Source organism: Variovorax monticola (assembly GCF_051216855.1).
GTDB lineage: Bacteria > Pseudomonadota > Gammaproteobacteria > Burkholderiales > Burkholderiaceae_C > Variovorax.
Genome location: NZ_JBPJZP010000003.1, coordinates 652,948 through 673,462 on the forward strand (window position 1 = coordinate 652,948; position 20,515 = coordinate 673,462).

20 protein-coding genes are annotated in these 20,515 nt (G+C 67.8%); 15 read left to right on the forward strand and 5 right to left on the reverse strand.

From position 1 onward, the window contains the following. Window positions 1-79 precede the first annotated feature (79 nt). The 4 genes from ACSFA5_RS14240 to ACSFA5_RS14255 all read left to right on the forward strand — a co-directional run bounded on the left by ACSFA5_RS14240 (window position 80) and on the right by ACSFA5_RS14255 (window position 3,354). Complete coding sequence (locus ACSFA5_RS14240) at window positions 80-775, forward strand: amino acid ABC transporter permease (protein ID WP_435444680.1); 696 nt, start codon at window positions 80-82, stop codon at window positions 773-775. A 94-nt stretch (window positions 776-869) separates the two neighbouring features. After that, window positions 870-1,598: an amino acid ABC transporter permease gene (locus tag ACSFA5_RS14245; RefSeq protein WP_435444681.1), complete on the forward strand. Its 729-nt coding sequence runs from the start codon at window positions 870-872 to the stop codon at window positions 1,596-1,598. Further along, entirely contained in the window at window positions 1,595-2,338 is a 744-nt protein-coding gene (locus ACSFA5_RS14250; RefSeq protein WP_435444682.1) for an amino acid ABC transporter ATP-binding protein, read from the forward strand. Before ACSFA5_RS14245 ends, ACSFA5_RS14250 begins: the two co-directional genes overlap by 4 nt. Next, a complete protein-coding gene (locus tag ACSFA5_RS14255) occupies window positions 2,335-3,354 on the forward strand; it encodes an isopenicillin N synthase family dioxygenase (RefSeq protein WP_435444683.1) in 1,020 nt (339 codons plus the stop codon). The genes ACSFA5_RS14250 and ACSFA5_RS14255 overlap by 4 nt, the downstream gene beginning before the upstream one ends. 1 nt (window position 3,355) lies before the next feature. Here ACSFA5_RS14255 and ACSFA5_RS14260 read toward each other — a convergent pair whose 3' ends face one another. Both ACSFA5_RS14260 and ACSFA5_RS14265 read right to left on the reverse strand, forming a co-directional pair. Beyond that, complete coding sequence (locus ACSFA5_RS14260; protein WP_435444684.1) at window positions 3,356-4,042, reverse strand: HAD family hydrolase; 687 nt, start codon at window positions 4,040-4,042, stop codon at window positions 3,356-3,358. 69 nt (window positions 4,043-4,111) lie between these two features. Further along, a complete protein-coding gene (locus tag ACSFA5_RS14265; RefSeq protein WP_435444685.1) occupies window positions 4,112-5,449 on the reverse strand; it encodes an MFS transporter in 1,338 nt (445 codons plus the stop codon). 179 nt (window positions 5,450-5,628) lie between these two features. Between ACSFA5_RS14265 and cyoA the strand changes: the two genes are divergently transcribed. From cyoA to trhA, 8 genes are read left to right on the forward strand one after another with little or no spacing between them, the layout of a single operon-like run. Next, window positions 5,629-6,654 (forward strand): ubiquinol oxidase subunit II, encoded by a 1,026-nt coding sequence (gene cyoA / locus ACSFA5_RS14270; protein ID WP_435444686.1) that lies wholly within the window; start codon window positions 5,629-5,631, stop codon window positions 6,652-6,654. A 2-nt stretch (window positions 6,655-6,656) separates the two neighbouring features. Further along, window positions 6,657-8,660: a cytochrome o ubiquinol oxidase subunit I gene (cyoB, locus tag ACSFA5_RS14275; protein ID WP_435444687.1), complete on the forward strand. Its 2,004-nt coding sequence runs from the start codon at window positions 6,657-6,659 to the stop codon at window positions 8,658-8,660. After that, the gene (gene cyoC, locus ACSFA5_RS14280) at window positions 8,653-9,294 is read left to right on the forward strand and encodes a cytochrome o ubiquinol oxidase subunit III (RefSeq protein ID WP_435444688.1); all 642 of its coding nucleotides are present in this window, start codon (window positions 8,653-8,655) and stop codon (window positions 9,292-9,294) included. The genes cyoB and cyoC overlap by 8 nt, the downstream gene beginning before the upstream one ends. Then, window positions 9,291-9,695 (forward strand): cytochrome o ubiquinol oxidase subunit IV, encoded by a 405-nt coding sequence (cyoD, locus tag ACSFA5_RS14285; protein ID WP_435444689.1) that lies wholly within the window; start codon window positions 9,291-9,293, stop codon window positions 9,693-9,695. Before cyoC ends, cyoD begins: the two co-directional genes overlap by 4 nt. Next, a complete protein-coding gene (locus ACSFA5_RS14290) occupies window positions 9,692-10,459 on the forward strand; it encodes an SURF1 family protein (protein WP_435444690.1) in 768 nt (255 codons plus the stop codon). The genes cyoD and ACSFA5_RS14290 overlap by 4 nt, the downstream gene beginning before the upstream one ends. Before the next feature lie 53 nt (window positions 10,460-10,512). Beyond that, a complete protein-coding gene (locus tag ACSFA5_RS14295) occupies window positions 10,513-11,943 on the forward strand; it encodes an ATP-binding protein (RefSeq protein WP_435444767.1) in 1,431 nt (476 codons plus the stop codon). Continuing rightward, window positions 11,924-12,469, forward strand: coding sequence for a response regulator transcription factor (locus ACSFA5_RS14300; RefSeq protein ID WP_435444691.1), 546 nt, complete (start codon window positions 11,924-11,926; stop codon window positions 12,467-12,469). The genes ACSFA5_RS14295 and ACSFA5_RS14300 overlap by 20 nt, the downstream gene beginning before the upstream one ends. A gap of 39 nt (window positions 12,470-12,508) precedes the next feature. After that, window positions 12,509-13,195, forward strand: a complete 687-nt coding sequence (trhA, locus tag ACSFA5_RS14305) for a PAQR family membrane homeostasis protein TrhA (RefSeq protein WP_435444692.1) — start codon at window positions 12,509-12,511, stop codon at window positions 13,193-13,195. A 9-nt stretch (window positions 13,196-13,204) separates the two neighbouring features. Here trhA and ACSFA5_RS14310 read toward each other — a convergent pair whose 3' ends face one another. After that, a complete protein-coding gene (locus tag ACSFA5_RS14310) occupies window positions 13,205-13,429 on the reverse strand; it encodes a SlyX family protein (RefSeq protein WP_435444693.1) in 225 nt (74 codons plus the stop codon). 177 nt (window positions 13,430-13,606) lie between these two features. Continuing rightward, a complete protein-coding gene (locus ACSFA5_RS14315) occupies window positions 13,607-15,115 on the reverse strand; it encodes an MFS transporter (protein WP_435444694.1) in 1,509 nt (502 codons plus the stop codon). A gap of 111 nt (window positions 15,116-15,226) precedes the next feature. Between ACSFA5_RS14315 and ACSFA5_RS14320 the strand changes: the two genes are divergently transcribed. The 3 genes from ACSFA5_RS14320 to ACSFA5_RS14330 all read left to right on the forward strand — a co-directional run bounded on the left by ACSFA5_RS14320 (window position 15,227) and on the right by ACSFA5_RS14330 (window position 18,974). Continuing rightward, window positions 15,227-16,132, forward strand: coding sequence for a LysR family transcriptional regulator (locus ACSFA5_RS14320; protein WP_435444695.1), 906 nt, complete (start codon window positions 15,227-15,229; stop codon window positions 16,130-16,132). A gap of 38 nt (window positions 16,133-16,170) precedes the next feature. After that, window positions 16,171-17,535 (forward strand): HD-GYP domain-containing protein, encoded by a 1,365-nt coding sequence (locus tag ACSFA5_RS14325; protein ID WP_435444696.1) that lies wholly within the window; start codon window positions 16,171-16,173, stop codon window positions 17,533-17,535. 101 nt (window positions 17,536-17,636) lie between these two features. Next, on the forward strand, window positions 17,637-18,974 hold the full coding sequence (locus ACSFA5_RS14330; RefSeq protein WP_435444697.1) for a methyl-accepting chemotaxis protein: 1,338 nt from the start codon (window positions 17,637-17,639) through the stop codon (window positions 18,972-18,974). 24 nt (window positions 18,975-18,998) lie between these two features. On the opposite strand, the gene ACSFA5_RS14335 is transcribed toward ACSFA5_RS14330, so the two are convergent. After that, complete coding sequence (locus tag ACSFA5_RS14335) at window positions 18,999-20,426, reverse strand: ATP-dependent nuclease (protein ID WP_435444698.1); 1,428 nt, start codon at window positions 20,424-20,426, stop codon at window positions 18,999-19,001. Between the last annotated feature and the right edge of the window lie 89 nt (window positions 20,427-20,515).

Here is a 20,515-nt window from a genome sequence, read left to right on the forward strand (position 1 = left end):
CCGTCATGCCCCCACCCCAACCCTCCCCCAGCGGGGGAGGGAGCGAATCCCCCACGCGGCAGTGATACTGTCGCCCCCCATGCCTCTGTTCGACTACTCCTTGCTGCTCACCGGCAAGTACCACGACATGCTGGTCGCGGGCCTGCTGCTGTCGCTGCAACTGCTCGTGGCCGCGCTGGTGCTGGCGCTGCCCATCGCCATGGCGGTGGCGCTGCTGCGGCTGTCGCCGTTCGCGCCGCTGCGCTGGCTGGGCTTTGCGTACGTCGAAGCTGTCCGCAACATCCCGCTGCTGGCGCACATGCTGTTCTGGTACTTCGGTGCGCCCGAGCTGCTGCCCGAAGGCATCAAGCAATGGCTCTACGCGGGGCACATCGAGGCCTACAGCGCCATCGTCGCGCTCGCGCTCTATACGGCCGCCTTCATGGCGGAAGACATCCGCAGCGGCATCCGCGCGATTCCCACCGTGCAGTTCGAGGCCGGCCGCGCGATGGGCTTCAGCTACCTGGCCACTATGCGCCGCGTGGTGCTGCCGCAGGCGCTGCGCGTGACGGTGCCGCCGCTCATCTCGCAGACGCTGAGCCTGTGGAAGAACACCTCCATCGCCACAGTGATCGGCGTGGCCGAGCTGATGTACCAGGCCGGCCAGGTCGAGAGCGCGACCTTTCGCAGCTTCGAGTCCTTCGCATTCGCGAGCGCTGCTTACCTGACGGTGTCGCTGGTCATCACGGGGCTGGCCACCTGGTACCACCACCGCTTTCCGGTGAGGACGATATGACGACGTTCGAGCGACGCCGGGCCGCCCCAAGGCGCGAGCGGGCCCCTCGGGGGGCAGCGAGGACACGCAGTGCCGAGCGTGGGGGCCACTGCCGATGATTGAAATCATCAACGACTACTGGGTGTACTTCCTCATCGGGCAGTACCCCAACGGCCCGCTCGGCGGGCTGGCGCTCACGCTGCTGCTGGCCTCCTGCGGCCTGTTGCTCGCGCTGCCGCTGGGCATCGTGCTGGGCCTGGCGCGGGTGAGCCCGTGGCGCTGGCTGCGCTGGCCGGTCACGGGCTTCGTGTTCGTGGTGCGCGGGGTGCCGCTGCTGATGGTGATCTTCTGGGCCTACTTCTTCCTGCCCAGCGTCACCGGCGTGAAGACCGACCAGTTCACCACCATGCTGATCGCGCTCGTCATCTTCGATGCGGCCTACCTCGCGGAGATCGTGCGCGCCGGCATCCTGGGCCTGCCGCGCGGGCAGATGGAAACGGCGCGCGCGCTGGGCCTGGGCTACTTCCGCGCGATGCGCCTGGTGGTGCTGCCGCAGGCGCTGCGCAGCATGCTGCCTTCGCTGGTGAACCAGTTCGTCTCGACCATCAAGGAGACCTCGCTGGGCTACATCATCGGGCTGGCCGAGGTGTCGTTCATCGCCACGCAGATCAACACGCAGGTGTTCACCAAGCCCGCGCAGATCTACCTGATATTGGGCGGAACGTACTTCATTCTTTGCTTCGGCCTGTCGCGCTTCGCCTACTGGCTGGAACGCCGGCTCGCACGGCGCGGCACTGCCATCGCTACCGCCACAGCCACAGCCACCCCCAAGGTGTCCGCATGATCGAACTCGACAAAGTCAACAAGTGGTACGGCAGCTACCACGCCCTGGTCGACGTGACCGAGACCATCCACAAGGGCGAGGTGGTGGTCGTGTGCGGGCCCTCGGGCTCGGGCAAGTCGACGCTGATTCGAACGCTCAACCGGCTGGAGCCGATCCGGTCGGGCCGCATCGTGGTCGACGGCCAGGACATCCATGCGAGCGGGCTGGACGTGAACGCCTTGCGCTCGCGCATCGGCTTCGTGTTCCAGCAGTTCAACCTGTTCCCGCACCTCACCGTGCTGCAGAACTGCACCATGGCGCCGATGCAGCTGCGCGGCCTGTCGCGCACGGAGGCCGACGAGCGCGCGATGGCGCTGCTGCACCGCGTGGGCCTGTCGAACAAGGCCCATGCGTGGCCGAGCGAGCTGTCGGGCGGCCAGCAGCAGCGCGTGGCCATTGCGCGCGCGCTGGCCATGCAGCCGCCGCTGATGCTGTTCGACGAGCCCACGAGCGCGCTCGACCCCGAGATGGTCGGCGAGGTGCTGCTGGTGATGCGCGACCTCACGCGCGACGGCATGACCATGGTCTGCGTCACGCACGAGATGGGCTTCGCGCGCGAGGTGGCCGACCGCGTGCTGTTCATGGACGAAGGCAAGGTGCTGGAGCGCGCCACGCCCGACGACTTCTTCAACCGCCCGCAGCATCCGCGCGCGCAGCAGTTCCTGTCCGACATCCGCTCCCCTTTTTCACGCGACGCATGAACCACACCGCACTCCCTCTCATCGACGTGGCGCCGCTCGTGGCCGGCACGGCCGGGCGCGATGCCGTCGCGGCGCAGATCGGCGCGGCCTGCCGCGCGCACGGCTTCTTCTACGTGACGGGCCACGGCGTCGATGCGGCGCTGGTGAAACGGCTCGAAGACCTGAGCCACCGCTTTTTCGCTCTGCCTGAGGACACCAAGATGCGGTGGCGCATGGCGCTGGGCGGGCGGGCGTGGCGCGGCTACTTTCCGCTGGGGGGCGAGCTGACCTCGGGCCGGCCCGACTGGAAGGAAGGCCTGTACCTGGGCACCGAGCTGCCCGCCACCCACCCGCGGGTGCAGGCGAAGACGCCGGTGCACGGCTCGAACCTGTTCCCCGACGCGCCCGACGTGCAGGGCTTTCGCGAAGCCATCCTCGACTACATGGGCGCGGTCACGCAGCTGGGCCACCGGCTGATGGAGGGCATCGCACTGAGCCTCGGCTTGCCCGCAGGCTACTTCGCCGAGCGCTACACGGCCGATCCGCTCATCCTGTTCCGCCTGTTCAACTACCCGACGCAGCCCGTGCCCGCAGGCCTCGACGTGCAATGGGGCGTGGGCGAGCACACCGACTACGGACTGCTGACCGTGCTGCACCAGGACCACATCGGCGGCCTCGCGGTGCACACGCCGGGCGGCTGGATCGACGCGCCGCCCGTGCCCGGCTCGTTCGTCTGCAACATCGGCGACATGCTCGACCGCATGACGGGCGGGCTGTACAAGTCGACGCCGCACCGGGTGAAGCGCAACACCTCGGGCCACGACCGGCTGTCGTTCCCGCTGTTCTTCGACCCGGATTTCGACGCGCGCGTGCAGCGCATCGAAGGCCTCGCGGGCATCAACGGGGCCGAGGCGCGCGACGACAGCGCCGAGCGCTGGGACCGCGCCAACGTGCACGCCTTCAACGGGCGCTACGGCGACTACCTGCTGGCGAAGGTGTCGAAGGTGTTCCCGCAGTTGCGCGACGAGGTGCTCTGAATCACACGGGTTGCAGGCGCTTCGTTGCGGGAAACCAGCGCGGCAGGTGCGGCACCGCGTCGTGCAGCGAACCCAGCACATGGAAGGCCCGCTCGACGATCGCCGCGGGCGGGTGCTTGAGGTCGGGCACCACCACCACGCGCAGGCCCGCGGCCAGCGCGGCCTTGGCGCCGTTCTCGCTGTCTTCGAAGGCGATGCATTCCGCCGGGTCCACGCCCAGGCGCTCGGCCGCGAGCAGGTAGAGCGCCGGATCGGGCTTGGCGCGCGCCACTTCGTCGCCGCCCGCGAAGGCCGAGAAGTGGTGCAGCACGCCGAGGCTGCCCAGGCAGGCCTCGATCTGCCCGCGGGTGGACGACGAGGCCACGGCGCAGCGCGTGCCGCGCTCGCGCAACGCGCCCAGCAGTTCTGCCGCGCCGGACTTGATCGGAAACATGGGCGTGCCGTCCGAGCGCTCCAGTTGCAGGCGCGCCCGGACATGGGCGATGGCATGGGTGTAGGCCTCGGTGCCGCCCAGCAGCCCGGCCAGGATGGGCTGCGACTCCGAAGTGGCCAGCCCCACCACCTGCAGGTACTGGCTGTGCGAAAGCTCGATGTCGAGCGTGCGGGCGGCCTCGATCCAGGCGGCCATGATGGGGCGCTCCGAATCGATCAGCAGCCCGTCCATGTCGAAAATTGCAGCGGCGAACATCCGGTCATCCTCATGAAAAAGGGGCCGAAAGGCCCCTTCTGAAAGAAACGTGGCGGCAGTGCCGGCGGGTCAGTCGCGCACCAGCGCCCGGTTCAGCCCCAGCGCGGCCAGCGTGGCCACCGCGCCCGACAGCAGGTAGATGCTGACGTAGGCCAGACCGAAGTGCGCCGACAGGCCCAGCGCGACCAGCGGCGCGAACGCGGCACCGATCAGCCAGGCCAGGTCGGCCGTGAGGGCCGCGCCCACGTAGCGGTACTTGGGGGCGAAATTGGAGGTCACGGCACCCGACGCCTGACCGTACGACAGGCCCAGCAGCACGAAGCCCAGCAGGATGAAGATGTCCTGGCCGACCCGGCCGCCGTCGAGCAGCGTGGGCGCGAAGCCGCTGAACGCCGCGATCACCGCAGCCAGGCCGCCCAGCGTGAAGCGGCGGCCGATGCGGTCGGCCAGCAGGCCCGAGGCCACGATGCCGGCGGCGCACAGCACCGCGCCGATCATCTGCACCACGAGGAATTCGGAAACCGACTGGTCGGAGTACAGCGTGATCCACGACAGCGGGAACACGGTGATCAGGTGGAACAGCGCATAGCTGGCCAGCGCGGCGAAGGCACCGATCAGCAGGTTGCTGCCCTGCGTGCGCACCAGCTCGACCACGCTGGTGGGCTGCAGCTCGCGCTCTTCGAGCAGGCGCGAATACTCTTCGGTGGCCACCAGGCGCAGGCGGGCGAACAGCGCCACCACGTTGATCGCGAAGGCCACGTAGAAGCTGTAGCGCCAGCCCCAGTCGAGAAAGTCCTCGCGCGGCAGGCTCGAATACAGGTAGGCGAACAGTGCGCTGGCAATGAAGAAGCCGATGGGCGCGCCCAGCTGGCCCAGCATGGCGTACCAGCCGCGGCGGTTGGCAGGCGCGTTCAGCGCCAGCAGCGACGGCAGGCCGTCCCACGAACCGCCCAGGGCCAGGCCCTGGCCGAAGCGGAACACCGACAGCAGCACGATGGCCGTGAAGCCCAGGCTGGCATAGCCCGGCAGGAACGCGATGCCGGCGGTGGACGTGCCCAGCACGAAAAGTGCCAGCGTCAGCTTGGCTTCCCGCCCGAAACGTCGCTGGATGGCCATCGAGATGACAGTTCCGAACGGACGTGCGATGAACGCGAACGAGAAGATCAGGAAGGAGTACAGAACGCCTTCGAGGTGCTGCTCGAACGGAAAGAAAACCGCCGGGAACACCAGCACAGAGGCAATGCCGTAGACGAAGAAGTCGAAATATTCGGAGGCGCGGCCGATGATCACGCCGACGGCGATTTCGCCGGGGGCGATGTGCGAGTGGTCGTCACCCGGGCGGGCGTCGCGTTCGGGCGAGCTCGGCTGCGGGTGGGCGCCTGGCGGAGTGGTGCTGGACGTCGTCATTGCTTGCTGTATTTCGAATGCCGCCGGGGGCGCGACACATAAGGATCATGGACAGTGTGTAGCGTCTCACCGAAACATGATTACCGCCATAGGACAAAACGTCCAATAGGCAAAACCCGTCTCAGGGCGTAGATTGTGGGCTCATTTTGCGCCGACCCTGCACCTCTTTTCCCCACGGCATGCACATCCTAAAGAACCTTCGCCGATCGCTCCTGCTGCTTCCAGTCGCCCTCCTGGCCGGCTGTAACACGGTGTTGATGAACCCCTCCGGCGACATCGCCCATCAGCAGGGACGCCTCATCGTCGTCTCCACCGTGCTGATGCTGATCATCATCATCCCGGTGGTCGCCCTGACCATTCTTTTCGCCTGGCGATACCGCCAGTCGAACAAGGACGCGGTCTACAGCCCCGACTGGGACCACTCGACCCAGCTCGAGCTGGCGATCTGGGCGGCGCCGCTGCTGATCATCATCGCGCTCGGCGCGATCACCTGGATCAGCACCCACACGCTCGACCCGTACCAGCCGCTGCGCCGCATCGACGCCCAGCGCGCCATTCCCGCGGACACCAAGCCGCTGGTGGTCGAAGTGGTGGCGCTCGACTGGAAGTGGCTCTTCATCTACCCCGAGCAGGGCATTGCCACGGTGAACGAGCTGGCCGCCCCGGTGGACCGCCCGATCGAGTTCAGGATCACGGCCTCCTCGGTGATGAACTCCTTCTTCATTCCCGCGCTGGCCGGCCAGATCTATGCCATGCCGGGCATGCAGACCAAGCTGAACGCGGTGATCAACAAGCCGGGCGAGTTCGACGGCTTCTCCGCCAACTACAGCGGCGCGGGCTTCTCGGGCATGCGCTTCAAGTTCCATGGCTTGAGCCACGGCGACTTCGACCAGTGGATCGAGAAGGTCAAGAGCAACAAGGAAGGCGGTCTCGACCGCGCCCTGTACCAGAAGCTCGAGGCGCCCAGCGAGCGCGAGCCGGTGCGCCACTACGCCACCGTGGCCCCCGACCTGTACGACGCCATCCTGAACCGCTGCGTCGACAGCGGCAAGATGTGCATGAAGCAGATGATGGCCATCGATGCCGAAGGCGGACTGGGCAAGCCCGGCGCCTTCAACGTGGCCACCATGCAACCCTGGCAGCCCGACAACATCAATTCGCCGAAGCGTAAGTACGTCACGGCCATGTGCACTACCGAAGAATGACGATGCTCGAACACCTCGACCTCACGAAGCTGGTCTTCGGCCGCCTCTCCTGGGAGGCGATTCCCCTCCATGAGCCCATCCTGCTCGCGACCTTCGGCGGCGTGGTGCTGGGCGGCATCGCCGTCCTCATCGCCCTGACGTATTTCAAGCTGTGGGGCCCCTTGTGGCGTGACTGGATCACCAGCATCGACCACAAGAAGATCGGCATCATGTACATCATCCTGGGCCTGGTGATGCTGCTGCGCGGCTTTGCCGACGCGCTGATGATGCGCGCCCAGCAGGCCATGGCCTTCGGCGACAACGCCGGCTTTTTGCCGCCGCACCACTACGACCAGGTCTTCACAGCCCACGGCGTGATCATGATCTTCTTCGTGGCGATGCCGCTGGTCACGGGCCTCATGAACTTCGTGGTGCCGCTGCAGATCGGTGCGCGCGACGTGGCCTTCCCGTTCCTGAACAACTTCAGCTTCTGGATGACCACCTTCGGCGCCGGCCTCGTGATGGCGTCGCTGTTCGTGGGCGAGTTCGCCAAGACCGGCTGGCTGGCGTACCCGCCGCTGTCGGGCATCATCTTCAGCCCCGACGTGGGGGTCGACTACTACATATGGTCGTTGCAGATAGCGGGGGTAGGCACATTGCTCTCGGGCGTGAACCTGCTGGCGACCATCGTGAAGATGCGCGCGCCCGGCATGACCATGATGAAGATGCCCGTCTTCACCTGGACCGCCCTGTGCACCAACGTGCTGATCGTCGCCGCCTTCCCGGTGCTGACCGCCGTGCTGGCCCTGCTGTCGCTGGACCGCTACGTCGGCACCAACTTCTTCACGAACGACATGGGCGGCAACGCCATGATGTACGTGAACCTGATCTGGATCTGGGGCCACCCCGAGGTGTACATCCTGATCCTGCCGGCCTTCGGCATCTTCTCGGAAGTGGTCTCCACCTTCTCCGGCAAGCGCCTGTTCGGCTACGCCTCGATGGTGTACGCCACGGTGGTGATCACCATCCTGTCGTACCTCGTGTGGCTGCACCACTTCTTCACCATGGGCTCCGGCGCCAGCGTGAACTCGTTCTTCGGCATCACGACGATGATCATCTCGATCCCGACCGGGGCGAAGATCTTCAACTGGCTCTTCACCATGTACCGCGGCCGCATCCGTTTCGAGCTGCCCATGATGTGGACCATCGGCTTCATGATCACCTTCGTGTTCGGCGGCATGACCGGCGTGCTGCTGGCGGTGCCCCCGGCCGACTTCGTGCTGCACAACAGCCTGTTCCTGATCGCCCACTTCCACAACGTGATCATCGGCGGCGTGCTGTTCGGCATGCTGGCGGGCATCACCTACTGGTTCCCGAAGGCCTTCGGCTACAAGCTCGACACGTTCTGGGGCAAGTGCTCGTTCTGGTTCTGGATCGTCGGCTTCTGGACCGCCTTCATGCCGCTGTACGTGCTCGGCCTGATGGGCGTCACCCGCCGCATGAGCCACTTCCAGGACATGTCGCTGCAGATCTGGTTCCAGGTCGCCGCCTTCGGCGCCGTGCTGATCGCGCTGGGCATTGCCTGCTTCATCATCCAGCTGGTGGTGAGCTACATTCGCCGAGAATCGCTGCGCGACACCACGGGCGACCCGTGGGACGGCCGCACGCTGGAGTGGTCGACCTCGTCGCCGCCGCCGGCCTACAACTTCGCGTTCACCCCGCGCATTCATGACAACGACGCCTGGTCGGACATGAAGGCCCGCGGCTACCAGCGTCCGCTGGACGGCTACAGCCCGATCCACATGCCCAAGAACACGGCCGCCGGCTTCGTCATCGCGGCGCTGAGCGCGGGGCTGGGTTTCGGCATGATCTGGCAGATGTGGCTGCTGGCCGGCGTGAGCTTCGTCGCCATGCTGGTCGCCATCATCGTCCACACCTTCAACTACAAGCGCGACTACCACATCCCCACGGATGAAGTCGTTCGCACCGAAGACGCGCGCACGCGCCTCCTGGCTGCCCATGTCTAACAGCACCACCCTCCCCTCCAGCCCCGCGAACGTGCCTCCCTTCGAGCTGTTCAGCGTTCGCAACGAAGACCACCATCCGGAGAACGGAACCTTGCTGGGGTTCTGGCTCTACCTGATGAGCGACTGCCTGATCTTCGCGTGCCTGTTCGCGGTGTACGGCGTGCTCGGGCGCAGCTACGCGGCGGGCCCCTCGGGCGCCGACCTGTTCGACCTGCCGCTGGTGGCGATGAACACCTCGCTGCTGCTGCTGTCGTCGATCACGTACGGCTTTGCCATGCTCCAGATGCAGAAGCGCCGCATGGGCGGCGTGCTGGTCTGGCTGGCCATCACCGGCCTGCTGGGCGCGGGCTTCATCGGCCTGGAACTGTATGAGTTCGCGCACCTGATCCACGAAGGCGCCGGCCCGCAGCGCAGCGCCTTCCTGTCGTCGTTCTTCGCGCTGGTGGGCACCCACGGCCTGCACGTGACCTTCGGCATCGTCTGGCTCATCGTGCTGATGGTGCAGCTGCCCAAGCACGGCTTCACCGCCGCCAACCGCCGCCGCCTGATGTGCCTGTCGATGTTCTGGCACTTTCTGGACGTGGTCTGGATCGGCGTCTTCACCTTCGTGTACCTGATGGGATCGCTGCAATGAGCGCGCATATCGACAACGCCGGCCACGGCGCACATGGCCACGACGACCACGGCGACCACGACGACGGCCCCGCGAGCCACAGCACCTTCAAGGGCTACATGACCGGCTTCGTGCTGGCCGTGATCCTGACCGCCATTCCGTTCTGGCTGGTGATGGCCAAGGTGTTCGACAAGCCCAACACCACCGCCCTCGTGATCCTGGCTTTCGCCGTGGTGCAGATCGTGGTGCACATGGTGTACTTCCTGCACATGGACGCCAAGTCCGAAGGCGGCTGGAACCTGCTGGCGCTCATCTTCACCATTGTGGTCGTGGTCATCACGCTGGCCGGCTCGCTGTGGGTCATGTATCACATGAACACCAACATGATGCCGTCCATGCACGACATGAAGAACATGCCTTGACGGCGAGCGCAGTCCGTCAGCGTTCCGCCGCCGCGCGGGTGGCGCTGGCGGCCTGTGCCGTCATCGCCTTCGCCGGGTTCTTCGCGCTCGGCACCTGGCAAGTCGAGCGCCGCGCCTGGAAGCTCGATCTCATCGCCCGCGTCGACCAGCGCGTGCACGCCCCGGCCTCCGCGCCGCCGGGGCGCAACGAATGGCCCGCCATTGCCGCGGCCAACGACGAATACCGGCACCTGCGCATCGCCGGCACCTTTCTCCACGACAAAGAAACCCTGGTACAGGCCAACACCCGGCTCGGTGCGGGCTTCTGGGTGCTGACCCCCCTGAAGACCACCGACGGCAGCACGGTGCTGGTCAACCGTGGCTTCGTGCCGCCCGAAGCGCGCGAACGCAAGGCGCGCACCGCCCCCGAACCCCAGGGCGAAACCGCCGTCGACGGCCTGCTGCGCCTTACCGAGCCGAACGGCGGCTTCCTGCGCAAGAACGACCCTGCGGCCGAGCGCTGGTTCTCGCGCGACGTGCAGGCCATTGCCGCGGCGCGCGGCCTGACCGACGTGGCGCCCTACTTCATCGATGCCGAGGCGGCTCCGGCGCAGGCAACGCAATCCACCGACACCCCCGCCTGGCCCGCCGGCGGCCTGACGGTCATCGCCTTCCCCAACAGCCACGCCGTCTACGCCTTCACCTGGTACGGCCTGGCGCTGATGGTGCTGGGCGCGGCGTGGTTCGTCTGGCGCGACGGAAAGCGCCGGGGGTCGGCGGAGTGAGCCGCCAGGGTGCGGCGAAAATGCAGGCCATGCCGACGCCCACCCCACCCAAGATGTTCGCCACGACCGAAGCTGTCGCGGGCGAACTCAACGCCCCCCGCGTCGGGTTCACGAACCTGGACCACGCCACCGGCCACCAGAACATGCTGCAGCTGATCCAGCTGCGCTGGTTCGCGGTCGTCGGGCAGGTGGTGACCATCCTGCTGGTGCATTACGGCTTCGCCATCCGGCTGCCGCTGGACCACATGCTGCAGGTGCTGACCTGCCTGGCGCTCTTCAACATGGTCAGCCTGTGGCGCTCGCGCAGCCCGCGGCGCGTGACCAACGGCGAACTGTTCCTGGCGCTGCTGATCGACGTGGCGACGCTCACGGCGCAGCTCTACCTGAGCGGCGGCGCGACCAACCCCTTCGTGTTTCTGTTCCTGCTGCAGGTGACGCTGGGCGCGGTGTTGCTCAAGCCCTGGTCGACCTGGACCATCGTGGTCATCACCAGCATCTGCTTTGCATTGCTGGCGCTGTTCTCGCGCCCGCTCGCGCTGCCGCTGGACCACGACCGCGGCCTGTGGAGCCCCTACATCCAGGGCATGCTGGTGTGCTTTGCGCTGAACGCGGCGCTGCTGGTGATCTTCATCACCCGCATCAGCCGCAACCTGCGCGCGCGCGACGCGCGGCTGGCCGACATGCGCCAGCGCGCTTCGGAAGAAGAACACATCGTGCGCATGGGCCTGCTGGCCTCGGGCGCGGCGCATGAACTGGGTACGCCGCTGGCCACGCTGGCGGTGATCCTGGGCGACTGGCGCCGCCTGCCGCACTTCAGCTCCGACCCCGAGCTGCTGACCGAGGTGGCCGAAATGGAGCTGCAGATCCAGCGCTGCAAGAGCATCGTGAGCGGCATCCTGCTGTCGGCCGGCGAGGCGCGCGGCGAGTCGTCCGAGGAGACCACCGTCAGCACCTTCCTGGACGCCCTTGTCGCGGAATGGCGCACCACCCGACCCATCGAGGACTTCGAGTACGACAACCGCTTTGGCCGGGACCTGCCCATGGTCTCCGACTCGGCGCTCAAGCAGATGATCTGCAACGTCCTCGACAATGCACTGGAAGCGTCGCCGCACTGGCTGCGCCTGGAAGCGGCGCACGACGCCGACACGCTGACCATCACTGTCACCGACGCAGGGCCCGGCTTTTTGCCGGCCATCCTGAAGGAGTTCGGCAAGCCCTACCAGTCGAGCAAGGGGCGCCCGGGCGGCGGCCTGGGGCTGTTTCTGGTGGTCAACGTGGCGCGCACGGTGGGCGGGCGCGTCGCGGCGCTCAACCGGCCGGAGGGCGGCGCCATCGTGAAGATCACGCTGCCGCTGGCGGCGATCGTGCTGGAAGAGGAAGACGTGGACGATCAGGAAGATGAGGACGTCGCGTTCGCCGGAAACGACGCCCTCCCGCAGGGCGCAACCATCGAATCGGAAGGCCATGACAGACACCGGAGCTGAGCGCCAGTTGCTGATCGTCGAGGACGACGACGCTTTCGCGCGCGCGCTCGGCCGCTCGTTCGAGCGCCGCGGCTACGGCGTGGCGCAGGCGAGCAACCTCGCGGAGGTCGAGGCACTGCTGGACAGCGGATCGCCCGGCTACGCGGTGGTCGACCTGAAGTTGAACGGCGAGGCCTCGGGCCTGGCCTGCGTGCAGATATTGCACCGGCACAACCCCAAGATGCTGATCGTGGTGCTCACGGGCTTCGCCAGCATCGCCACCGCGGTGGAGGCCATCAAGCTGGGCGCCTGCCACTACCTGGCCAAGCCGTCGAACACCGACGACATCGAGGCCGCCTTCGGACGGGCCGCGGGCACCACCGAGGTGGAGCTGACCAACCGCTCGACCTCGATCAAGACGCTCGAATGGGAGCGCATCCACGAAACGCTGGCCGAGACCGGCTTCAATATCTCGGAGACCGCGCGCAGGCTCGGCATGCACCGGCGCACGCTGGCGCGCAAGCTGGGCAAGCAGCAGGTCAAGTAACCTGATTCCCCACATCCACCCCACGCGCATGAGGTATCGATGACAGCTCCTTCACAGACGCATCCCGCAACACGCAGCACCGTCCTGGCGGCGCGCGACCAGACGGGCATGGAAGAACTCTTCAATGCGCTCAGCCACGGCCTGGGCCTGGTGCTGGCGATTGCCTCGCTGCCCATCCTGGTCTACAGCGCGGCGCACCAGGGCCAAGCCGCGGGTGTGGTCGGCGCATGCTTGTTCGCCGGCACGGCCATCGTGCTCTACCTGATTTCCACGCTGTACCACGCGCTGCCGATGGGCCGTGCCAAGGCCTGGTTCAACCGGCTGGACCACGCGGCCATCTACCTGTTCATCGCAGGCAGCTACATGCCCTTTCTGTTCGGCGTGCTGCGCGGGCCGCTGGGCTGGACGCTGTTCGGCGCCATCTGCGCGGCCGCCGTGCTGGGCGTGAGCGCCAAGCTGTTCAACCGGCTGCAGCATCCGCTGTGGTCGACCGGGCTGTACGTGGCGATGGGCTGGATGGCGCTGATGGCGGCCGTGCCGCTGTACGAGCGCATGTCGGCGGCGGGGCTGGGGTGGCTGGTGGCCGGCGGTTTGTTCTACACCGCGGGTGCGGTGGTGTTCCTGTTCGACAACAAGGTGCGCTTTGCGCATTCGGTGTGGCACCTGTTCGTGCTCGCGGGCAGCACCTGCCATTTCTTCGCCGTGCTCTGGCACTCACATGGCTGAGGCGCTGCCTCAATAGTGCGGCGGCAGCTCGTCGCGCGGGTTGCTTCCTGCGCCGTCGGGCATCGCGTTCTGGCTCTGCTCGCGCAGCTGCGTGACATGCTGGATCAGCCGGTCGATCTGCTCCTGCTGGCGGTAGATGGTCATGTTCAGCTGGTCGAGCAGGTCTTCGGCGTAGCTGGCCTTGATTTCGAGTTCGGTCACGCGGTCTTCAAGAACGTCGGGTTGGTTTTCCATGGCGCTATTGGACAGGAAGACCGAGTGGTTCTTTGTGACGCCTTGCCTTGCGCCCTCCCCTTCCGGGGAGGGTGGGGGTGGGAGCAAGCGGCATATCAAGCACCAGCGGCTTTTGCGAAGGCCGCCTGCCCCCATCCCAGCCTTCCCCCGGGAGGGGAAGGAGCAAGACAGCCCCCCTCAGCAAGCCGGCGACTCCAACGCCCCCGCCGCCTCTTCCGCCTGCCCCTCGCCCCTCAGGAACACGAACACCACCAGCGCCGTCAACACCGTCACCCCCGCCAGCACGCACAGCAAGGTGCCGAACGCAGCGCCGTACGCCTGCAGCAGCGATGCGCGGTCCATGCCAGGCATCAAGGCCAACGCCTGCGTCAAGTCGCCGGTGGTCATGCGTTGCGCAGCCTCCGAGGCCGCACCGGAATGCCCCAGACGGCCCGCGACCAGCGCAGTGAGCCCGGCCCCGACAAGCGCCAGCGCAACCCCCTCGCCCGCCACCCGCACCGTGTTGAAGATGCCCGACGCCATGCCCGCGCGCTCGCGCGGCACCACGCTCACGGCCAGCCCGTCCATCAGGCCCCAGGGCAGGCCGATGCCCGCGCCGATCAGCAACAGCGCCCCGGCCAGTTCGTGCAGCGGCGCGCCCGGCGCGCAGCGGCTCAGCCCGACCAGCCCGGCCGCGCACACCAGCAGCCCCACCGCGGAAATCGCACCGGCCGAGAACCGGTGCGCCAGCCACGCGGCCAGCGTCGGCACCACCAGGATCGGCCCCGACAGCGCGAACATGATGCTGCCCGCCTCCAGCGCGCTGCGCCCCTCCAACCCGATGAATCGAATCGGCAACAGCACCAGCAGCACGACGAAGCCATAGGCCGGCGCCGCGGCCAGCAACTGCACGCCGACGAAGCGCGGAAAGCGGAACAGCGACAGGTCGAGCATCGGGTGCGCTACGCGCCGCTCGATGGCGATGAAGCCCGCGCCCATCAGCGCCGCGCCCGCCAGCGGGCCCAGCACCCACGGGCTGCCCCAGCCGCTATCGGGCGCCTGCAACACGCCGAGCGTGAGCAGGCTCAGCGCGGCGGTGAAGGTGATGGTGCCCGGCAGGTCGAGGCCCATCGCGTGCGGGTTGCGCGACTCGCGCATGCAGGCCGCGGCGATGCACAACGCCACCAGGCTGACGGCCCCGGGGCCCAGCATCACGGCCTGCCAGCCGAAGGCCCCGGCCAGCCAGCCCGACAGCGCGGAGCCGCACGACAGCCCCACGCCGAACGCGGTGCCGATCAGGCTGAACGCCCGCATGCGCGCCGCGCCGTCGAACACCTGCGCCAGCGCCGCCGTGCCCGCCGCGAAGGCCGCGGCCGAGCCGAGCCCCTGCAGGGCGCGAGCGAGGTCGAAGGCCACGATGCCCGGCGCCAGCGTCAGCAGCGAACTGCCCAGCGCCATCACCGCGAGCCCCAGCAGGAACACCCGCTTGCGGCCGTACGCATCGGCCAGCGCGCCGGCAGCCATCAGCGTGGCGCCGAAGCTCAGCATGAAGGCATTGGTCACCCAGTTCAGTTGCACCGGGCTGCCGCCGAGCGCGGCGTGCACGGCGGGCAGCACCACGGCCGGGCCGGTGAAGCTCAGCGGCATGCCCAGCGCGGCCAGGCAGACAGCGGCGAGCAGCCAGTTCTTGGAGGAGGACGACAGCATCGAAAAAGCGCCTTCGCGCAGAAAGACAAGAAGGGCTGAAGATAAAAAAGATTCAATGGAATGAGAATGGCCCCTTTGATCCTCAGACTCCCAACCCAGGGTTGCCAATCCATGGACAGCTTCAGCGGACTCGAATCCTTCGTGCGCGCGGCAGACCTCCTGAGCTTCGCCAAGGCCGGCCGGTTGCTGGGCATCTCGGCCTCCGCCGTGGGCAAGAACGTGGCGCGGCTGGAACAGCAGCTCGGCGTGCGGCTGTTCAACCGCACCACGCGCCACACGCGGCTCACGCAGGAAGGCGCCATGTTCCACGAGCGCTGCCGCCGCATCCTCGACGAGCTGGACGACGCGCGCGCCATGATGCAGGACGCGGTGGCCGCGCCGCGCGGCCGCCTGCGCGTGAGCCTGCCGACCATCGGCTACCGCTTCCTGCTGCCGATGCTGCCGGCCTTCCAGGCACGCTACCCCGAGATCGAGCTCGACCTCGATTTCAACGACCGGCTGGTCGACGTGATCGCCGAAGGCGTGGACGTGGCGATACGCAGTGGCGAGCTGGTCGACTCGCAACTGGTGGCGCGCCGGCTCGGCCCGTTCCAGTTCGTGCTGGTGGCGTCGCCCGCCTACCTGGCGCGCCACGGCGTGCCGCGGGTGCCGGCCGACCTCGCGCAGCACACCTGCCTGCGCTACAAGTTCGTTACCGGCGGCAAGCTCGAGGACTGGGACCTGCCCGGCCTGCCCGAACAGCTGCCGCCGGGCCTGCTGTGCAACAACATGGAGGCCATGCTGGGCGCGGCCATCGCCGGCCTCGGCGTGGCCTGCATGCCCGACTTCCTGGCGCGCGATGCGCTGGGCCGCGGCGAACTGCAGCGCCTGCTGGCCAAGCACCTGGTGCGCCAGGGCCAGTTCTCGGCGCTGTGGCCGTCGAGCCGGCAGCTCTCGCCCAAGGTGCGCGCGTTCGTGGATTTCGCGGGCGAGCACATGTTCAAGCCGACCGACGACGCCAGCGGCATTGAGAACTGAGGCTTAAAGTTTTCGGCGGCCGTGCCGATAAAACGGAGATGCCGTCCTCCCACGCCTTCCCGGACTCGCAGGCGTTCACGGCCGGCGGCCTCGCGCTGTCCGAACTCATCGGGCCCCTGAGCCACGCGCTGGACCTCACCTCGGGCCAGCCGAGGGGGCATTGCGTGCGCGCCTGCTGGATCGGCATGAACATCGGGCGGCAGATCGGCCTGGACGAGGCGTCGCTGCGCGACCTGTACTACACCGTGCTTCTCAAGGACCTGGGCTGCAGCAGCAATGCCGCGCGCATTTCCGAGCTGTACCTGACCGACGACCTGCGCTTCAAGCGCGACTTCAAGAAGGTCGGCGACAGCTGGCCCCGCATGCTGCGTTTCATCTTCAGGCACACGGCACCGAAGGCCGGCCTGCCGGCCCGGCTGCGCGGCCTCATCCACGTCCTGCGCAACGGACCGCAGATCGCGGACGAGCTGATCCGCACGCGCTGCACGCGCGGTGCCTCGATCGCGCGGCAACTGCGCTTCGGCGAGCCGGTGGCGCAGGGCATCGCAAGCCTGGACGAACATTGGGACGGCAGCGGACGGCCGCAACAGCTGAAGGGCGACGCCATTCCGCTGCATGCGCGCATCGCGTTGCTGTCGCAGGTGGTGGAAGTGCTCCATGGCGCGGGGCACGCGCCCCTGGCGATCCATGAAGTGCGCCGCCGCGCGGGCACCTGGTTCGACCCGTCGCTGGTGGCGGCGTTCGACCATGTCGCGCTCGACCCCCTGTTCTGGCACCACCTGGCTTCGCCGGCCCTGGAGGCCCGCGTGTTCGCGATGGAACCGGCCAGGGGCCGGGTCGCGCTGGACGACGGGTACCTCGACGACATTGCCGAGGCCTTCGGCGAGGTGGTGGACGGCAAGAGCCCGTTCATGGCCGGCCACAGCGCGCGCGTGGCCGCCAGCGTGGACAACATCGCCCAACAGTTCGGCCTGGCGCCCGCACGCCGGCGCTGGCTGCGCCGTGGCGCGCTGCTGCACGACGTGGGCAAGCTGGGTGTGAGCAACGCGGTGCTCGACAAGCCCGGCAAGCTCGATCGCGCCGAATGGGCCGCCGTGCGGCGGCACGCGCATCACACCGAAACGATCCTGTCGCGCATCGGCGCCTTCGGCGACCTGGGACGCATCGCCGCGGCCCACCACGAGCGGCTCGACGGCACGGGCTATCCGCGCGGGCTGAAGGCGGAACAGATCCCGCTGGAGACTCGCATCATCACGACCGCGGACATCTTCGATGCGCTGTGCGCAACGCGCCCGTACCGCGCCGCGATGCCGCTGGCCGGCGCGCTCACGGTGATGGCCGCGAGCGTCGGCACCGCCATCGACCCGGCCTGCTTCGAGGCGCTGAAGCGGGTGGTCGGGTGACCTGAAAAAAAGGACCGGTGCACAATTGAATTGCGCACATTTCTTACATCCAGACAAACATTCGTTGCGTAGAGTAATGACATCGTTCTCAGATTCGAGTCATGAACCCCTTCGCATCCCTGGTTTCCTTTCTGTCCGGTCCGCGTGTTTCCGCGCGCCGCCAGCTCCAGTCGCTCTACCGCAACCAGGCGGTCATCGAGTTCGAGCCCGACGGCACCGTGGTCTACGCCAACGAGCCCTTCCTGGCGCTCATGGGCTATTCGCTGAGGGAGCTCAAGGGCCGGCACCACCGCACCTTCGTCGACCCGACCGAGCAGGCTTCGCCGGGCTATGCGCAGTTCTGGAACCGGCTGCAGCGCGGCGAGGCCTTCGTCGGGCGCTGCCGGCGCCTCACCGGCCATGGCGCCGAGGTGTGGCTGCAGGCCAACTACAGCCCCGTGCTCGACGCCTCGGGCAAGGTGGTGCGGGTGGTGAAGTACGCCATGGACATTTCGCAGCAGGTGCTGCGCGACGCCGAGACGCAAAGCCAGCTGGCCGCGGTGGGCCGCGCGCAGGCCGTGATCGAATTCGACCTGGAAGGCCGCATCCTGCGCGCCAACCGCAACTTTCTGGACGCGCTGGGCTACCGCCACGAACACGAGATCGTCGGCAAGCACCACAGCATGTTCGTGAACGCCGACGAGCGCCAGAGCGCCGCGTACCGCGCGTTCTGGGAACACCTCGGGCGCGGGCAGTTCCACCAGGGCCAGTTCGCGCGCGTGGGCCGCAACGGCAACACGGTGTGGATCGAGGCCAACTACAACCCGGTGCTGGACCAGTCGGGCCGGCCGTTCAAGGTGGTCAAGTACGCCACCGACATCACGGCACGCTTCGAAGCCACGCGCATGGTGCAGGGCGCGTTCGAGGAGCTGCAGCACCTGGTCAGGCAGAGCGCCAGCCAGGCGGACGACGCACACAGCCACACCCGCCAGGTCGCCACGGTTGCGCTCGACGGCGCCAGCGCCTCGGCGGACGCCGTGACGACGATGCAGCAGATCCAGGCGGACTCCAAGCGCATCTCGGACATCGTGGGGCTGATCGACGGCATCGCTTTCCAGACCAACATGCTGGCCCTGAACGCGGCGGTGGAAGCCGCACGCGCGGGCGAAGAAGGCCGCGGCTTCGCCGTGGTCGCCGGCGAGGTGCGCAGCCTGGCCCACCGCAGCGCCGCGGCCGCGCGCGAGATCAGCGGGCTGATTTCCGCCTCGGCGGCCCGCGTGCAGGTCGGCAATGCGAAGGTGCAGGAGTCGGGCCGCGTGATGCAGGAAATTCAGCAGTCGGCGCAGCAGGCCTCGAAGATCATGGAAGCCATCGTCGAGGCCTCGCGCACGCAGGACGCGCGCCTGGGCGCGGTGAACCAGGCGATGGCGCGGCTCGAAGCGGCGGACAGCCGGGCCTGAGCGCCGGGCCTCTGCTGCAGCGGATCAGGCCGGCTCTGCGACCGCCGCAGGCTCGGCCGCCATCCGGTTCAGCGCCAGCGCGGCCGTCAACGCAAACCGCGTGCGCGCATCGCCCTCGCCCGTGTTGCTCACGGTGGTGCCGGCACGCTCGCTCCTGGTGGCCGTGCGCACCGCGTCGGACCGGTGCACAGGAACCATGAACGGCGAGTGCGTGGTGTAGAGAATCTGGCTGCCGAAGTCGTTCTCGAAGTGCGCCAGCAGGTCGGCCTGCGAATGGGCGTGCAGGTGCAGCCCGGGCTCGTCCAGCAGCAGCACCGTGTCTTGCGCGCGACCACCCCGGGTGTCGGCGAAGAAGGCGACGTAGAACGAGAAGAACCACTGGAAGCCGCGGCTGCGCTCGTCCAGGTTCACCTCCACCTCGTAGGCGTCGCCCGCATCGGACACCAGCGTGTCCAGGTGCTGCCCGTCGAGGTTGAAGCGCACCTTCAGCGCCCGGTCCTTCCACAGCCGGCGGAGCTCGGCCGTCACCACCGCGCCCGCGCGGTTGGCCAGCTGGTTGCGCGTGGCCAGGTCGTTCTTCTCGAGCAGGTCCTGCAGCCGCTGCGGGTCGAGCCCCGCGACCTTGCACAGCTGGCCGAAGCTGCGCTGCGCGGGTGTGCGCTGGCCCCAGCCCTGGCGCCCCAGGTACTCGGCGATGTTCTGGCGCCCGGGCAGCGCCGGGTATTCGTCGACGTACACGAAGCGCGGCAGCTTCTCGAGCACCCAGGCCTGCGCCCTGGCCAGCGCCGGCGCGTCGTTGGCGATGGCCAGGGCCATGTCTTCCAGCTCGGCCAGCATCTGGTCCTGCTTGTCGCTGAGCTCGGCACCCGCCGCGGCCAGCGCACGGCGCAATGCCTGCGCCGCCGCGACCGCACCGACGGACCAACGGATGTAGTCGGGGCTCATGATCATCGTGGCGTCGAAGGTGTCGCCCGCCTGCTCCAGCGCGGCCTTTGCATCTTCCGCGACCTTCTCGGCCGCCGCCTTCACGGCCGGCACGATCTTGCGCACCTTGCCCTTGATGTCGCTCACGTCGAGCGACAGCGCGGTGAGCCCTTCGAGCCCGGCCGAGCGCGCCGCACCGTAGCCCCGGCTCGCGGTGACGTGGCGCACGCCGGCCGCGCGCGGCAGCATGTCGGCCAGCGCGGCCTGCTCGCTGTCGTCCAGCGCCCAGCGCGTGAACACGACCGGCGTGTCGCCGGTGCATTCGTCCAGCCGCCGGTGGCGCGGAAAGTCCTTGATGGGGCTCAGTTCGGTCAGGCCATCGGCCGGGTTCAGGCTGTGCAGTGCGCGCAGCAGGTTCGACTTGCCGCTGTCGTTTCGACCGAGGATCGCCGTGATCTGCGAGGAATCGATGAGGCCGCTGTCGTGGATCGAGCGAAAGTTGGTGATCTGGAATGACGCCAAGCGCATGCAGGGGTTCTCTTCTGAATTGAATACGGGGTCGGGGAATGTAGGGCATCCCCGACCCCGCAGCCCGACGACAGAAGAAAAAACTGCGC

Bases quoted from the DNA above. Each gene is read 5' to 3' on its own strand.
- ACSFA5_RS14265 (WP_435444685.1), bottom strand. From the start codon at position 5,449: ATGACGACGTCCAGCACCACTCCGCCAGGCGCCCACCCGCAGCCGAGC.
- ACSFA5_RS14300 (WP_435444691.1), top strand. From the start codon at position 11,924: ATGACAGACACCGGAGCTGAGCGCCAGTTGCTGATCGTCGAGGACGAC.
- ACSFA5_RS14320 (WP_435444695.1), top strand. From the start codon at position 15,227: ATGGACAGCTTCAGCGGACTCGAATCCTTCGTGCGCGCGGCAGACCTC.
- ACSFA5_RS14325 (WP_435444696.1), top strand. From the start codon at position 16,171: ATGCCGTCCTCCCACGCCTTCCCGGACTCGCAGGCGTTCACGGCCGGC.
- trhA (WP_435444692.1), top strand. From the start codon at position 12,509: ATGACAGCTCCTTCACAGACGCATCCCGCAACACGCAGCACCGTCCTG.
- ACSFA5_RS14315 (WP_435444694.1), bottom strand. From the start codon at position 15,115: ATGCTGTCGTCCTCCTCCAAGAACTGGCTGCTCGCCGCTGTCTGCCTG.
- ACSFA5_RS14295 (WP_435444767.1), top strand. From the start codon at position 10,513: ATGTTCGCCACGACCGAAGCTGTCGCGGGCGAACTCAACGCCCCCCGC.
- cyoC (WP_435444688.1), top strand. From the start codon at position 8,653: ATGTCTAACAGCACCACCCTCCCCTCCAGCCCCGCGAACGTGCCTCCC.
- ACSFA5_RS14330 (WP_435444697.1), top strand. From the start codon at position 17,637: ATGAACCCCTTCGCATCCCTGGTTTCCTTTCTGTCCGGTCCGCGTGTT.
- ACSFA5_RS14260 (WP_435444684.1), bottom strand. From the start codon at position 4,042: ATGTTCGCCGCTGCAATTTTCGACATGGACGGGCTGCTGATCGATTCG.
- ACSFA5_RS14335 (WP_435444698.1), bottom strand. From the start codon at position 20,426: ATGCGCTTGGCGTCATTCCAGATCACCAACTTTCGCTCGATCCACGAC.
- ACSFA5_RS14240 (WP_435444680.1), top strand. From the start codon at position 80: ATGCCTCTGTTCGACTACTCCTTGCTGCTCACCGGCAAGTACCACGAC.
- ACSFA5_RS14310 (WP_435444693.1), bottom strand. From the start codon at position 13,429: ATGGAAAACCAACCCGACGTTCTTGAAGACCGCGTGACCGAACTCGAA.
- ACSFA5_RS14255 (WP_435444683.1), top strand. From the start codon at position 2,335: ATGAACCACACCGCACTCCCTCTCATCGACGTGGCGCCGCTCGTGGCC.
- ACSFA5_RS14245 (WP_435444681.1), top strand. From the start codon at position 870: ATGATTGAAATCATCAACGACTACTGGGTGTACTTCCTCATCGGGCAG.
- ACSFA5_RS14250 (WP_435444682.1), top strand. From the start codon at position 1,595: ATGATCGAACTCGACAAAGTCAACAAGTGGTACGGCAGCTACCACGCC.
- cyoA (WP_435444686.1), top strand. From the start codon at position 5,629: ATGCACATCCTAAAGAACCTTCGCCGATCGCTCCTGCTGCTTCCAGTC.
- cyoD (WP_435444689.1), top strand. From the start codon at position 9,291: ATGAGCGCGCATATCGACAACGCCGGCCACGGCGCACATGGCCACGAC.
- cyoB (WP_435444687.1), top strand. From the start codon at position 6,657: ATGCTCGAACACCTCGACCTCACGAAGCTGGTCTTCGGCCGCCTCTCC.